Source organism: Proteiniphilum sp., assembly GCF_034927365.1.
Taxonomy (GTDB): domain Bacteria; phylum Bacteroidota; class Bacteroidia; order Bacteroidales; family Dysgonomonadaceae; genus Proteiniphilum.
In genome coordinates, this window is record NZ_JAYFQD010000010.1 from 1 (window position 1) to 14,859 (window position 14,859).

13 protein-coding genes are annotated in these 14,859 nt (G+C 40.1%); all 13 read left to right on the plus strand.

The window, feature by feature from the left end; genetic code table 11:
- The first annotated feature begins 235 nt into the window (after window positions 1-235).
- The 13 genes from istA (at window position 236) to VB073_RS07205 (ending at window position 14,845) form a co-directional block, all read left to right on the plus strand.
- Window positions 236-1,804 carry an IS21 family transposase gene (gene istA / locus VB073_RS07145; RefSeq protein WP_323403468.1) on the plus strand — a complete coding sequence of 523 codons (1,569 nt, stop codon included), beginning with the start codon at window positions 236-238 and terminating at the stop codon, window positions 1,802-1,804.
- Window positions 1,805-1,816: 12 nt separating this feature from the next.
- Window positions 1,817-2,542 (plus strand): IS21-like element helper ATPase IstB, encoded by a 726-nt coding sequence (istB, locus tag VB073_RS07150; protein ID WP_323403469.1) that lies wholly within the window; start codon window positions 1,817-1,819, stop codon window positions 2,540-2,542.
- Window positions 2,543-2,825: 283 nt separating this feature from the next.
- Complete coding sequence (locus VB073_RS07155) at window positions 2,826-4,331, plus strand: class I SAM-dependent DNA methyltransferase (protein WP_323403470.1); 1,506 nt, start codon at window positions 2,826-2,828, stop codon at window positions 4,329-4,331.
- A complete protein-coding gene (locus tag VB073_RS07160; protein WP_323403471.1) occupies window positions 4,328-5,662 on the plus strand; it encodes a restriction endonuclease subunit S in 1,335 nt (444 codons plus the stop codon). Before VB073_RS07155 ends, VB073_RS07160 begins: the two co-directional genes overlap by 4 nt.
- Window positions 5,643-8,666: a DEAD/DEAH box helicase family protein gene (locus VB073_RS07165; RefSeq protein WP_323403472.1), complete on the plus strand. Its 3,024-nt coding sequence runs from the start codon at window positions 5,643-5,645 to the stop codon at window positions 8,664-8,666. Before VB073_RS07160 ends, VB073_RS07165 begins: the two co-directional genes overlap by 20 nt.
- Before the next feature lie 10 nt (window positions 8,667-8,676).
- Window positions 8,677-9,246, plus strand: a complete 570-nt coding sequence (locus VB073_RS07170) for a hypothetical protein (protein ID WP_323403473.1) — start codon at window positions 8,677-8,679, stop codon at window positions 9,244-9,246.
- Window positions 9,247-9,380: 134 nt separating this feature from the next.
- Window positions 9,381-9,542 carry a hypothetical protein gene (locus tag VB073_RS07175; protein WP_323403474.1) on the plus strand — a complete coding sequence of 54 codons (162 nt, stop codon included), beginning with the start codon at window positions 9,381-9,383 and terminating at the stop codon, window positions 9,540-9,542.
- Window positions 9,543-9,564: 22 nt separating this feature from the next.
- The gene (locus tag VB073_RS07180) at window positions 9,565-9,891 is read left to right on the plus strand and encodes a hypothetical protein (protein WP_323403475.1); all 327 of its coding nucleotides are present in this window, start codon (window positions 9,565-9,567) and stop codon (window positions 9,889-9,891) included.
- A 2-nt stretch (window positions 9,892-9,893) separates the two neighbouring features.
- Window positions 9,894-10,358, plus strand: a complete 465-nt coding sequence (locus VB073_RS07185) for a DUF4265 domain-containing protein (protein ID WP_323403476.1) — start codon at window positions 9,894-9,896, stop codon at window positions 10,356-10,358.
- Between the two features lie 286 nt (window positions 10,359-10,644).
- Window positions 10,645-11,487 carry a hypothetical protein gene (locus tag VB073_RS07190; protein ID WP_323403477.1) on the plus strand — a complete coding sequence of 281 codons (843 nt, stop codon included), beginning with the start codon at window positions 10,645-10,647 and terminating at the stop codon, window positions 11,485-11,487.
- Window positions 11,488-11,657: 170 nt separating this feature from the next.
- A complete protein-coding gene (locus tag VB073_RS07195) occupies window positions 11,658-12,437 on the plus strand; it encodes a DUF5694 domain-containing protein (protein WP_323403478.1) in 780 nt (259 codons plus the stop codon).
- An 82-nt stretch (window positions 12,438-12,519) separates the two neighbouring features.
- Window positions 12,520-13,740 carry an NADase-type glycan-binding domain-containing protein gene (locus VB073_RS07200; RefSeq protein ID WP_323403479.1) on the plus strand — a complete coding sequence of 407 codons (1,221 nt, stop codon included), beginning with the start codon at window positions 12,520-12,522 and terminating at the stop codon, window positions 13,738-13,740.
- 79 nt (window positions 13,741-13,819) lie between these two features.
- A complete protein-coding gene (locus VB073_RS07205; RefSeq protein WP_323403480.1) occupies window positions 13,820-14,845 on the plus strand; it encodes a tetratricopeptide repeat protein in 1,026 nt (341 codons plus the stop codon).
- Window positions 14,846-14,859 lie beyond the last annotated feature (14 nt).

Genomic DNA, 14,859 nt, shown 5'->3' on the forward strand with positions numbered 1-14,859 from the left:
TTGCAAATTCCGTTTTATCCTGACCCCTCATTCCGGAACAAGCTGACCCCTGTTCCGGGATCCTGACCCCTCTGTAAAACTCCCCTGGATACGCATTTTATTAAAGACTTGCAGGGGTCAACATGCCGGAATGTCCACCTCCTGCCGTTCCGGCATACTGACCCCGCCCGGGCGCCGAAGGTTTTCCCTTTTTGAGTTGTTTATGTTCCCAGAGTAAACATAAACGATAATCAAGATGGCAGGGACACCTAAAAGCATCAGTATGATAAAGCAGATAGTACAACTACATGGACTTGGTTACGGGATCAAGACGATCTCACGGGATCTGGGCATATCCAAAAATACGGTAAAGCGTTATTTGCGCCAGGCCGAATCCAAAGGGTTGCCACCGGAGGCGATAACTTCCCACAGCAACGAGTCATTGGAGCATATCCTGTTGGAGGATAATACGCAAGGCCGGGATAAGCTGACCCAATTGCGACAACTTTTTCCCGATATCAGCAGCAAGCTGGAGGAAACAGGTTTCACCCTGCATTACCTCTGGTGCAAATACAAGGAGACCCATCCCGGGGGCTACCAGTACTCCCAGTTCTGCCACCATTACCAAAAATACCGGGAGAGCAGGTCGGCCGTGATGCACTTCGAGCACGAGGCCGGGGACAAGATGTTCGTTGACTACGCGGGAAAGAAATTACACTACGTTGAATACGGCACGGGGGAAATCATCGAATGCGAGTTCTTTGTGTCCGTTCTCGGGCAGAGCCAATACACCTATGGGGAAGCTTCCCCCAGCCAGCAAAAGGAGGACTTCATCGCCAGCGTGCAGAACGCGCTGCATTACTATGGCGGTGTTCCCAAAGTGTTGGTCCCCGACAACCTGAAAAGCGCCGTGAGCAAAAGCAGCAAGTATGATCCCGGGCTGAACGAAGACTTTCTGGACATGGCCAACCATTACGGATGTGGCGTCTTGCCCGCCCGCAGCCGCAGGCCCAGGGATAAAAGCCTTGTCGAGAACCATATCCGCACGCTTTACACGAGGGTGCACGCCGAACTCTCGGGGATGACCTTCTTCTCGCTGGAAGAGTTGAACGGGGCCATACTCCGGTGCCTTGAAAAGCATAACTCGACCCCCTTCCATGGCAGGGATCACTCCCGCAGGCAGGTGTTCGAGCAAACCGAAAGGGAAGCGTTAAAACCCCTGCCGGGCGAACGTTTTGAAATAAGGAAGACGAGACAGGTGACAGTCATGAAGAACTGCCATGTCCAACTTTCCGACGACAGGCATTACTACAGTGTCCCGTACCGGCATATCGGGGAGAAGGTGAAGTTGAGCTACACCTCGAAGGAGGTCAGCGTCTATCTCAAAGGCGAACGCGTGGCCTTCCACCTGAGGGACAGGAAACCCTACAAGTACACCACCATCAAGGAGCACCTGCCTTCGCACCACCGGTTCGTCTCGGAGTGGAACCCGGAGAAGTTCATCAATTGGGCCGCCGGGATCAGTCCCGAAGTTAAAACCTACATAGAAGGCGTACTCTCGCAGAAGAACTACCCTGAGACACTTTACCGTGCCTGCGTGGGGATACTCTCCTTCGCCAGAAAGCTGGGCAAGGAGCGCCTGGTGACAGCCTGCAGGATGGGGATAAGGATGGAGACCTACAACTACGGGTTCATATCGAAGGTGCTGGCCAACAATACCGACAAGCTATGGGCGGAAGGGGAACAGGCGGCAAGGAAACAAAAACTTCCCGGGCATGAAAACCTCAGGGGAAGCGATTATTATAAAGACATATGTAACGATTAAAACAAAAGGAACATGAATGAAGTGACATTGGAAAAAATGGGACGGCTCCGCCTGTATGGCATGCAGTCCTCCTTCAGGGCTATCCTGGAGAGTAAGACATCGGGGCAGTTCACCATCGACCAGATGCTGGCAACCCTGGTCGAGGCCGAATGGGAAGAACAGGAGAACCGGAAAACGGACCGGCTGGTAAAAAACGCGGGGTTCCGTTACCCGGCATCCCTTGAAGAAATAGACTACTCGCATCCGCGCAACCTGGACAGGAACCAGGTGCTCCGGCTGGTGGACTGCAATTACCTCGAGAGGGCGGAGAACGTCCTGGTGACAGGGGCCACCGGGTTAGGGAAAAGCTACCTCATATCCGCCCTGGGGTACCAGGCATGCCTGATGGGTTACAAGGTGCTGTACCGCAATACACAGAAACTTTTTAACGCATTACGAATAAATAAAGTGGACGGCTCTTACATGAAAGAGATCAAGCGGATTGAAAAGCAGGACCTGCTCATACTCGATGACTTCGGCTTGCAGCCATTGGACAACATAAGCTCATTGACATTAATGGAGATCATTGAAGACCGGTTCGCTAAAAAGTCCATCATCATAGGTTCGCAACTTCCCCTGGAAAAATGGTACGACATCATAACGGAAAAGACGGTTGCCGATGCCATTTTAGACCGATTGTTGAACGCATCACATAAAATAACACTCAAGGGAGACTCCCTGAGAAGAAAAAAACGATAATTTTGTCCTTGCCTTTTTTGATTTATCAAAAAAGGATGACCTTCGGAGTGCCCTCCGGGAGAACGCAGGGGGTCAACATCCCGGACAGGGGGTCAGCATCACCGGAATATGCAAAAGCAGCATTAAGAATAATTTTATTGCTTACCTGAACGGCTATACCGACAATATCAAAATCATTATTGACCGTTCGGGTATTCGTTCACATATCAACAAACTGGCGGAAGAAAAAATCCTGTACACACTCATCAAGGACTTTTCGGAGATTGACCTGAGCCCCGAAAAAGTGAGCAACATCAAAATGGGCTATGTGTTTGAGGAATTGGTTCGCAAATTTTCGGAAGCCAATAATGCCGAAGCAGGAGAACACTACACGCCCCGTGAAGTGATTGACCTGATGACGCATATGCTCGATATGGACGAGAAAGCCATCAAAGACGGACAACTTGTAACCATTTACGACCCTGCCTGTGGTAGCGGTGGTATGCTTTCGGCAGCCAAAGAGTTTATTGAAGAAAAGATAAACCCCAACGCCAAAGTGGTGTTATACGGACAGGAAGTAAACGACAAAACCTGGGCTGTGGCACAAGCCGACTTATTGCTGAAAGGCGAAACGGCCTATATCACCAAAGGCGACACACTGTATGAAGATGGTGCAGCAGGTGAGCAGTTCGACTTTATGCTTTCCAATCCGCCTTATGGCAAAAGCTGGAAGAAAATTCAAAAGAAGGTGCTTGCCAACAGCAACGGACGTTTTGATGTGGGGCAACCCCGCAGCAGCGATGGGCAGTTACTCTTTACCCTGCATATGATTAGCAAAATGAAACCTGCCGAGTTGGGCGGTTCTGCCATTGCCATTGTTCACAACGGTTCGCCATTGTTTAGTGGGGATGCAGGAAGCGGTGATAGCGAAATACGCAGGTACATTTTGGAAAACGACTGGCTGGAAACCATTGTAGCCCTACCCACCGAATTGTTTTACAACACGGGAATTGCAACCTACATCTGGTTGGTGCGAAACAATAAGCCCGAAAAACAAAAAGACAAAATTCAACTGATTGATGCTTCGAGTTTTTGGAAACCTATGAAACGCAGTTTGGGCAACAAACGCAGGCGCATACACAACGGTATGGAAGGCAGCGGAGAAAATGAACGCTACGTGGAAGCCAACGACCAGATAAAACAAATCATTGACATTCATAAAGCCTTTGCACCCGGACCGTACAGCAAGATTTTTGAACTGGAAGATTTTGCTTTCCGCAAGCTGTTTTTGGATTTGGAGGAAACCGATGAAAACGGCAACCCGATAACCGAAGAGAAAGAAGTAACCGTTGCCCAAAACAAACTGGACGACACTTTACTGATTAAAACAGCCGATGATAAAAAACGCTTAGCCGAACTGAAAGACAAAAAAGGTAAAGAAGGCGAATTTGGCTTTAACCTGAACCCTGAAAGCGAACTGGCTACCAAACACAAAACGGCTGACACAACTATTACCATTCGTAAAACTTTGGACGGCAACAAACTAGGGCTGAAAGCTACCCTCAATGTACCGAAGATTGTAAAAGACACCGAATACATACCTTGGAAAGACGACAAAGAAGCCTTTTTGAAAAAAGAGGTAGAAAAGAAATGGCAAATCACAAAAGAGGAAAAGGGCTACGAAATACCTTTTACTAAGCATTTCTATGTATATCAACCATTGCGTGAACAAGACAAAGTAGTGAATGAAATGGCAGAACTGGAAAGCGAAAATCTGGAATTGATGAAAAATTTAGGCATTACCTTATGAGCAGATACGAAACATATAAGCCCAGCGGTATCGAATGGATTGGGGATATTCCAAAGGATTGGAAAGTAGTCAGTCTAAAAAACATTTTGTTGTCAATGACTAATGGAACAACAGTAACGCAAGACCCTTTTGAAGAAGGAATTCCTGTAACCAGAATTGAAACAATTTCAGATGGAACAATTAATATTGAAAATACAGGCATAATTCCATCAGACAAAGGAATTGAAGATTACTATTTAAATAATGGGGACATTCTTTTTAGCCACATAAATAGTTTTGAGTATGTTGCCAACTGCGCAATTTTTGATTTAGATATAAAATTGTTGCACGGTATGAATTTGTTAAGGTTTATTCCTAACAAGAATAGAATTGAGCCATACTTCTTAATCTATTTGATAAAATCTGACTATTTTAAAAAACTAACTCAATCAGTTTGTAATAGAGCAATTAATCAAGTAAGCATCTCTAATAGCAAACTCAAAAATTTCAAAATTGTAATTCCAGAAGATAAGTCAGAGCAACTCGCCATCGCCAACTACTTAGACGACCAAACCCAAAAGATTGACCGCCTGATAGCCAACAAAAAAGCGCAGGCAGAAAAACTCAAAGAACTACGGCAAATAGAAATCAACAATGCCGTTACCAAAGGGCTTAACGCTAATGCCGAAATGAAAGACAGCGGTATTGAGTGGTTGGGTAAAATTCCAAAATATTGGGAGGTGAACAGATTAAAAAACACAACCTTCATAAATCAATCAGTAATATCTGAAAAAACAACACCAGAATATTTAATTAAATACATTGACATCAGCAACGTCAATTCAATGGGAGAATTCATTGAATTGCAAGAAATGGAATTTTCAGAAGCACCAAGCAGAGCAAGAAGAATCCCTAAACATAATAGTATTTTACTGTCAACTGTTAGAACCTATTTAAGAGCCATTGCCTTAGTGCAAAATCCAGATGAAAATCTAATTGCATCAACAGGTTTTGCAGTAATTGACGCAAACGAAAATATATTCGATGCAGGATATTTATACTATCAAATGATTAGTCACATTTTAGTTGAACGTGTTATTGCCAACTCTGAAGGTGTTAGTTATCCAGCAATAAGTTCTACAAAATTGGGTGACATCAAAATTGTTATTCCACCTAAAAAAGAACAAACTGAAATAGCTAACTATTTGCAACAACGCACCACCGCCATTGACCAACTGATTAAAAACATTGAAGCACAGATTGAAAAACTGCAAGAGCTACGAAAGATAAAAATATATGAAGCCGTAACAGGCAAGATAAAAGTAAACGCTTATGCCGAAACAACAGCGTAAAGATTGGGAACGAATATTTGAAGACCATTTTTGTCATCAGTTAGATACGAAGTGGGGCTACCGCATTTTCCGTGACAGTGAAATAACGGTAGATAAGGAAAACTGCATTCATTGGGACAGGCTTGAACAGTTTTGGGAAGATACCCAACGCCCTACCCTGCAAGCCGTAAAATCGGAATTGGGTTATGACTGGAAAAAGGATTTAGGTAAAAAGATTGCGGAACAACTTCAGGAAAAACCCTTGTTCCAATTGCTTCGTGACGGACTGAAAGTAAACAGTCAGCATACACTGGATTTACTCTATTTCAAACCCGAACGCAGCGACAATAAGCATCAGGAAGAACTGGCTAAGAAAAATATCTTTAGCGTCATCCGGCAGTATCATTTTACCAGTGCCGCCAATGCCCGTCAGGAAGAAGACGACCGCCAAAGTATTGATGTGGTAGTTTGTTTGAATGGCTTTGCCATTATTACCGTTGAACTGAAACACACCCTTGCCAAGCAAAATGTATTGGATGCTGTAAAGCAATACTGCGAACGAGACACCGAACGCCCTATTTTTTACCGTGCTTTTGTGCATATAGCTACTGATGATGAAAAAGCAAAAATCGCTACCACGTTCAGCAAGCCGCCTACCAAAGACGATTTCAGAGAGTTTAATACAGGATTGCTCAATGAGAAAATAAAAGGTGACGATTATGCTGTACAATACCTGTATAATGAAATCCTAGCTCCTGAAAGTGTACTCAATTTCATTGAACGCTATTTGTATGGAAGCACACAAGGCTGGATTTTTCCACGCTATCACCAGCAGCGTTGTGTAAAACGCATTTACGATGACATTACAGAACATTACCGCAAAAAGAAAGCACTAAACCTTCGCTATCTTATTCAGCATAGTGCAGGAAGCGGAAAGAGTAATACCATTGTTTGGTTGGTGCAAAACCTGCGAAACTTGCACGTAAAAAATCAAAAGGTATTCGACCACATCATCATCTTAACGCACCGCATCAACCTTGACGACCAAATCAGCAAAGACTTTTTAAAAGCCATTGGACAAACTGGCGTAGTGGCTTATTGCAAAAAAAGCAATGATGTTCGTTTGGCTTTAGGTGAACGATTGGATAATTATCGAAATCCCGAAATTCCTATCAATGCTCCAGTCATTGTAACCATTCTGCACAAGTTCTCATTTCTGAAAGACCTTGCCGACCAAACAGGAAAAAATATTTGCTTCATCATAGACGAAGCACACACCAATCAGGAAGGCAAACTGCACGAGAAAATGGTAGATGTGTTTGATGAAGCCACAGGCCAAACAATTCAGCAGAAAATCGAAGAGGAAGATGACGAGCAGGAAGAATTACTGGATGAAATTGCCAGAAAGGAATTTCCAAACCTTTGCTTCGTAGCCCTGACTGCCACACCAAGCGATAAAACCATTCAGCACTTTGGCAAAGAAGGCAGAGCCTTTGATGTTTACAGTATGGATGAAGCCATTGCCGAAGGCTACATTATGGACGTGGCAAAAAACATTATCACTTACGAAACGCTTTACGAACTCAACTACAAACTGCCTGACGACCATCAGCAGAATGAATATCCCACCTTGCAGGTTTACCGTGCATTGAAACTGAAAGCATTTGAAGATGATGAAGTCATCAAGGAAAAATGCAAAATAATTGTTTCCATTTTCAAAGACCGCACAGCCGATAAGATTGAAGGCAAAGCCAAATCAATGATTGTTACGTCCAGCCGTTTGAGTGCCGTGAAATACAAACTCTATCTGGACGAAGAACTGAAAAAACGGGGTTTAAAATGGAAATCGTTGGTTGCCTTTAGCGGACAAATCAACCATGACGGAACGTTTTATTCCGAAACCGAAATGAACAAAAGCAACAATCCGCAAAATGTAAAGATTGAAGAATGCTTTGAAAAGGGCGATGACATTCGTTTTCTGATTGTGGCAAACAAGTTTCAAGTTGGTTTCAGCGAAAAAATGCTGCACACAATGTTTGTGGACAAAGCCCTGCAAGACCGCAATGCCGTTCAAACCATAAGCCGACTGAATAGAATTTATCCGGGAAAGAAATTCGATACACTGACCGTTGATTTTACCAACTCGTATGATAAAATCATCAAGGCATTCCGCAAATACCAAAGCAATGTAGAAAGCCATAAAGAAGCCAACCCAGATGATTTGTATAAAATCAAAGACGAGTTGCTGAAACGTGGCATTTTCACGCTGGAAGATGTGGAAGAATGCGTAAAGCTTTTCAATAGTGAAAACCCTACTGATGTAGTTCCCCTTTCGGTATTGCTTACCAAAATAAAAGGTATACTGCAAGCCAAAGCCGACAGCGACAAACAACGTGAATTCAGAACCTTGCTTGCCCGATATGTAAGTTTGTTTGGCTTTATCCGTGCTTTATTCCGTTTGCGTTTCAAAGACAAAATTCTGATTGACTTCAACATCTTCGCCACACTTCTTTACAAGAAACTTGACCCGACAATGAGTGCCGAAGATTTGGAAGAAGAAATCAAAAAAGTAAAACTGAAAGCCTTTGACATTGAAAAAATATCAGAAGGAGTTCAGGAACCCGAGGGCGGAGATGATGATGAAGGTGGAAACGGTGGCGGTCAGCGTGGCGGTGGAAACATTACTAGCGTTCGACCAATGGCAACCGTTGAAGAAGTGGTAATTGCAATTAATCTGCGTTTCAAAGAAAGAGTTTCACCCGAAGGAGTTTCGGTAGTAGAAAACTATTTACAAGCACTACAAAAGGACAATGACCTTAAAACAACTATCAAAAACAACCTGACCCAAGACGAAAGACAGGTTTATGATTTGGTGATTAAAGGCATTATGGACAAACTCTATACAGACTTTATCATCAACCATTCACCGCAACATTACGGAGAATTGACACAGGAAAACATTCAAGGATTTATTAACCAAAGTGCCTACAAAATGCTGAGAGAAATTCTCAGAACGGCAGCATAAAAGATAGAATATGAACATACTTAAACTTTATCACGCAAGATGGAAACAAGATGTTTTTGATGAAGAAGGTAATCATTTCAAAGACAGAGTTGTTGAGTATTTTGTTCAATATGAACGTGTAAATCATATTGTTCACCAGCAAATCCAAGATAACAATGGCTACAGAACCGTTACTGGACACATAGACAACATTGACACCCTCTTATTCGATGAAATCAATAATGCATTGATGCAAATATCAAACATTAAAGAATTTGATTCAGGCATTTTCGAGTTCAGACCTTGGTTTGAATATGAACAAATAGAAAGAGCTTGGGCATCTAAGAGAGCATTGGGCTATCCTTTTAGAGACTTGCAAATTAATACAACAACAAACAGAATTGTTGCATTAGCGACACGTTTAAGATTTTTTGATGCACAACGTGTAAAGAACAGTATTGTTTACAATATTCCACAGGTAATAAATCTGAATATTCAAGGACTAATACCGAGCCTGATTCGTGCTGACTTTTATACACCAGACGAAACAGACAGAATAATCCAAGAATATTGGGCAGACAGAGAAGGAGGATTAATTTAAAAGATATGCCAACGCTACAGTCACACACATTTGCAAGCCGCACAAGCCGACACATAAACCAAAGCTTGTAAAAGAGTGTGCCTGTTCCCTCGCACGGACAAAAAGGCTAAGCAGCAAAAATAAAAGACGGAAAAATGAAAGACAAGAACGGCCAGCTTGTAACAAAGTGTATATGCCATATGGGTTTCAGTGGGTATTCAAGCCTTGTAACCCGCTCAAACTTTCGTGTAGGTGGACAGGAAACTACTCCGCAATCCCTTACGGCACATACACTCGACCGTTGGCGGTCAGCTTAAAACCACACAATACAAAAAGATAATGGGACATAAAAAAGTTTGTTTAGAATGTAAAGTAACACTTAACAGACCATTTGACAGTGGTTCTGAATTAACTTATCCTTGTCCTGAATGTGGAAAGCCAATGACACTTTTACCACATAGATTTCGACCGCCCAAAAAGTCAGAAAGCAAAAAATGGGAAACAGTAAAATTTCTAATTGATAACGGTTTTTACTTTCATCACATTTACGAAAAAATTGAAACTAAAAATGGAATAACAATTTGTCAAAATTATGTTGCTTATCCCGACAATCTTAGAGATGCTCAAGAATTTGTTGTCAAATATAAAAGTCAAGCGAGAAAATGATTATGCAAGACGACAACTATGTGAAAATATTATTTCAGTTTTATAGCGACATCTTCGAAGAAGAAATGGTTGAAACTATGTGGGCTACAATACTTGATAACGACAAAGGGCTTTATAGACTCGACAATATTCCGTTTTATGCACCACTTGTCGCTTCTGAAGATATTGTGTTTGCGGAATTTGATGAACAACAACAAATGCTGACATATAGAAAAACAGTTGAATATTCAGGCAATTCAACGATACAAATTGTGCTTATGGACAAGACAAAAGACATAAATTCAATTCGGAAAATGTTTGAAGAACTTGGGTGTGTTTCTGAAAAAGTAAATGACGGCTATTTCTCAATGGAAGTTCCAGCATTAGTTGACTATAAATTTATAAAACAAAAACTTGACGAATTAGAAAAAAAGGAAATAATTGGTTATGCAGAACCTTGTTTATCAGACCAACATAAAATAATTTAACAATAAACAAACAACGAAAAAACAAAAAGCCGAACCGCAAACAAGGGTTTGGCGTCAGGCGGGTCGAACGTTCCCGTTCGACACTTTTTCGTAAATTTGGGCTTTTGTCGCTCGCTCGGAATTTTCTGCCGAAAATCCCGCCCGAACGTCAAGCTCCGGCCCGATGTGTATAAGTTTAAAAAAACAAGAGCTCTCGACTAATTGGATAAGTCACCTGCCTTCAAAGACATTTAAGATAAAGCAGGAAATGTTGGTTCGAATCCAATAAGCTCACAAATTAAAAGATATGCTCGAATTAAGACATACTCCAGCTTTAAACCATTTCAAAGATTTGATTGGTCAAACAAATCATTATTTGATTACTATCTTGATCGGTTTAGAAGGTGTTCGTTCTGGTATTGTAACAAAAGGAGAATCATTTAATGTAACATGGCAACCTAAATCAATTGAGGATTCAGCAAAGAGGAGCCGTAGATTTGCAAGAAATTCAGCTTTATCTTGGGCTGTTGACTCACTTGATACTTATATTGGATTTCTTGGAAAAAAACCATTTTGCATTTCTGACTCTAGTTTTCTAAAAGAAATTGAGGTGCGTTCTGTTTATAGAAAATTTAATGCAGCAGTTAAAAGTCTGAACTTTCAGACTGACTTCCCTATTTCATTGATTCATTTAGGGATTCAATGGAGGAATAATTTAGTTCATTTTCATGCAGAGAATGAATTAGACCATGAATATGCTACATTCTTAAGAAACACTGACAAAAAAGATATACAAGAACGATTTCGTGGATTAGATTCAAGTTTAATGCTCGATAACTTTAAAAATAATTATTCACCGACCTTGAAAGAAGTTGCTGCTATAATTCAATCAATTCATTTCGTTGTTGTGGAAATGGATAAAGAACTGGTTAAAAGTTACAGTGCTACTGATTATTGTAAAAGGATTATAAAGGAAAATAAACAAGAATTAGCAATAATGATGAAGGTAAATTCAGATTTACAAGAGAGAAAACTTATTAGATTTTTTCTTTCTAAAGGTTTTTCAATGATTGAAAATGGACAACCGAATCAAAAAAATATAATAACAATTGAAGAAATAAAAAAAACCTACACACAACACGCGGTATAGCCAATAAGGGTGGCCGTGGTATGCGAAAGTTCCCCCTCGCATTGTCGTTTCGCCTCGGTTGATACTAATGTGGCTCCGCTCACCCTTACGGCTCATACACTCGACCGTTGTGTGCAAGCGAGCGATAGCGTTTACAATGGCTCGGAAATAGAATGTCAATAACAATTAATATGAAAATACGATTTTTAATTTGTTCGATATTATGCTGTGGATTATACAATGCCTATTCCCAAACGGAACTTTGTATTGTCGGGACTTTCCACAATGAATCTTCTTATATAAACAGCGATAGTATTTATAATATATTGCTAAAAGCAAAGCCTGATGTCATTCTTATAGAGTTAGATTCTACTTTATTTACTGACAATTTCAATTTTGATTTGAACAAATATCCCGACCTGCTTTCTACAAATGAGAATATTGGTGCAGAAAAATATCATTCGCAACACAAGGTGGATTTGCGACCATTTGATATGACAGGAAGAAATGAATATTATAAGGAAACAAACTATTTTGACAATCAAAATAAAATGTGGAGTGAAGTGCTTGGTTTGTACGAAAGAAGTGAGTTAAGCAAAAAAGACAAGGAAGATGTTGAACTAATACGGTTAGTAATGAATTACAATGGAATGACTTTCAGTTCGGTGAAGGATTTGAATGTGAATATGATGGTAAAATTTTTGTCGTTGCGCGAAAAAATAATCTACTCGAAAATGGTTTCAATAGTCGAAAATACGGAAAAACTTTACCATTGGATTGATTTTGCGCGACAATGGGAAGCACATTGGTATGAGCGAAACTCAATCATGGCTGATAATATCAAAAAAATCGCAAACGATTACAAAAACAAACGTATTGTTGTACTTGTCGGATTAGAGCATAAACCCGGACTTTTAGATTTACTCCAAGAGTCAACAGATTTTGTTATTCAGGAATATTGGACATATTAATTAGAAAACAAATAAAAATTATGAGGGACAAGTGCCAGCACACAACATCGTATTGCCAAACATTAAGAAATACATAACGAATATGAAACAGATTTTAATAATAGGACTGATTTTAATATCACAGGTTGGATTTTCACAAATAAAGAAAATGACTCCAACATCAATTCATTTACTTGATTTAAGCGTCCAAGGTGAAAATGAATTCAAGAAGAATCAAGAAGCTGGCATGAAAGTGATGGAAAAATTAGGAAATGGGACAAAATACGAGGATTTATCCCAAGAAGACAAAGATGCGCTTTCAAAAGTTGATGAAACCATGGAAAGCTATTGGGACATAATCGGAGGAGGTTGCAGTTGGTATTGTGGGGGTGGATCCAAAGAGGTTACCGCATCAAGTTATTTAAAATCAGAAGGAGAAAACAATTATGAACCGAGTAACGCTCATGATTTAAATTATAAGAATGCATGGATAGAAGGTGTTGCGGGTTATGGTATTGGTGAGTATCTACTTTATACTTTTGATGGAGCATCACCACGAATTAATGAGATAATCGTTGTAAATGGATATGTAAAAAGTAAAACAGCATGGGAAAACAACTCGCGCGTTAAAAAATTAAAAGTATACATCAACGATAAGCCTTATGCAATTTTGAATCTACAAGATATACGCGGTTCGCAGAGCTTTAAAATTGAACCAATTGGAAATAGCGACAGAAAGGATTGGAATGTCCTCAAAACCAAACCGGACTGGACTATGAAATTTGAAATACTTGATGTTTACAAAGGACTAAAATATGATGACGTAGCAATTTCTGAAATCTATTTTGACGGGCTTGACGTCCATTGTTTTGCGAAAGGCACAAAAGTCCAGTTAGCAAACAACACAACTGAATATATTGAGAACTTAAAAGTCGGTGACTTGGTTGCCTACATGGATCCTGATACTAAAACGATAAAATCTTCCAAGGTTGAGAAAATGGAAAAGGTAATGCATCATGGACTCGTTATTTACCGATTTGAAAGCGGATTGACAATAACTGCAACTCAAGGCCATCCATTCAAAATCGACAATAAAGGTTGGGCTTCGTTGAAACCGGATAAATCAAAACAATACAAAGGATTTGAAAATATAAACGAAATAAATATTGGAGACTTCTTTATAACAACAGACGGAACAGAAAAATTAGTTTCGATTGACTTTTTAGAAGGAGAACAAGAAACCTACACGATTTCAAAACTAAATTCAGGAGATAATTTTATTGCAAACGGTCTGATAGTCGGAGTCGAAGAATTAAATGATTAAAGGAAGCCTTGATATGACAGATAAAAAATAAGTAAAAGGGACTTTGACAGAATATGTTACCAAAAACACCTAAAATAATATGAGAAAGCAAATTTTATTTGTGTTCTGCCTTTTTTGGACAATATCTTGCTTAGGACAGGATAGGATCGACAGTCTAGTGCAAATTGGTATACAATACCACGATAATGGAGAGTATAACCAGGCAATTGAGGTTTACAAACAGGCATTGAAGATTGCACCAAAATCATTATTGGTGAACTACGAAATATCAATGTCATATTTATATGCAGGTGACAGCAAAAAAGCACTCAAACATAGCAATTTTGTGATAAAACAAAAACAAGACCACCTATTGCCTGCTTATATCGTAAAAGGTTCGGCATTGGATAATTTGGGTAAAACAAAACAATCAATCAAACTATTCAACGAAGCATTAGAAAAAGTAGGAGATCATCATCTTCTATACTACAATCTTGGCGTGGATTACAGTAAGATAGAAGAGACAGAGAATGCGGAAAATGCTTTCATCAACGCCATTCAAAACAAATCCGACCATAACAGCAGTCATTATGCTTTAGCGCTCTTGGAACATCAAAACAACAATAGAGTACAAAGTTTATTGAGTTTGTATTACTTTTTAATGTTAGAGCCATCTTCGAACAGGTCGAAAACTGCTTATAAATTACTAAAAGAGCAATTAGGCGGTAATATTCAAAAAGATGCTGATGATCCGACGAATATCAATGTGCTTATCAATCCTAAAAGTGTGGAATCCGAATTTGGAACAGCTGACATGCTGCTTGCACTGCTCGAAGCATCCAACTCTTTGGAAGAGAACAAAGAGAAAGCGCCGGATGAGTTGTTTATAGACAACACTAAATCATTTTTCTCCGTTTTAGGAGAACTTTATGAAAATGAACCCCATGACAAAGACAACCTTTGGTGGAATTTCTATGTACCGTTCTTCTACGATCTGGCTAAATCTGATTACATGGACGTTTTCTGTTATTATATCAGCATTTCGAGTAACAACAAGGCGCAAAGATGGCTTGAAGCAAACTATGAAAAATTTGAGAAGTTTGCGAAATGGATACAGGAAAGATAAAAAATGAAAAAAGA

Excerpts from the sequence above, each read along its gene's own strand:
- VB073_RS07175 (WP_323403474.1), top strand. The coding sequence starts at position 9,381 with ATGAAAGACAAGAACGGCCAGCTTGTAACAAAGTGTATATGCCATATG.
- VB073_RS07165 (WP_323403472.1), top strand. The coding sequence starts at position 5,643 with ATGCCGAAACAACAGCGTAAAGATTGGGAACGAATATTTGAAGACCAT.
- VB073_RS07185 (WP_323403476.1), top strand. The coding sequence starts at position 9,894 with ATGCAAGACGACAACTATGTGAAAATATTATTTCAGTTTTATAGCGAC.
- VB073_RS07205 (WP_323403480.1), top strand. The coding sequence starts at position 13,820 with ATGAGAAAGCAAATTTTATTTGTGTTCTGCCTTTTTTGGACAATATCT.
- VB073_RS07195 (WP_323403478.1), top strand. The coding sequence starts at position 11,658 with ATGAAAATACGATTTTTAATTTGTTCGATATTATGCTGTGGATTATAC.
- VB073_RS07180 (WP_323403475.1), top strand. The coding sequence starts at position 9,565 with ATGGGACATAAAAAAGTTTGTTTAGAATGTAAAGTAACACTTAACAGA.
- VB073_RS07190 (WP_323403477.1), top strand. The coding sequence starts at position 10,645 with ATGCTCGAATTAAGACATACTCCAGCTTTAAACCATTTCAAAGATTTG.
- istB (WP_323403469.1), top strand. The coding sequence starts at position 1,817 with ATGAATGAAGTGACATTGGAAAAAATGGGACGGCTCCGCCTGTATGGC.
- VB073_RS07160 (WP_323403471.1), top strand. The coding sequence starts at position 4,328 with ATGAGCAGATACGAAACATATAAGCCCAGCGGTATCGAATGGATTGGG.
- VB073_RS07200 (WP_323403479.1), top strand. The coding sequence starts at position 12,520 with ATGAAACAGATTTTAATAATAGGACTGATTTTAATATCACAGGTTGGA.
- istA (WP_323403468.1), top strand. The coding sequence starts at position 236 with ATGGCAGGGACACCTAAAAGCATCAGTATGATAAAGCAGATAGTACAA.
- VB073_RS07170 (WP_323403473.1), top strand. The coding sequence starts at position 8,677 with ATGAACATACTTAAACTTTATCACGCAAGATGGAAACAAGATGTTTTT.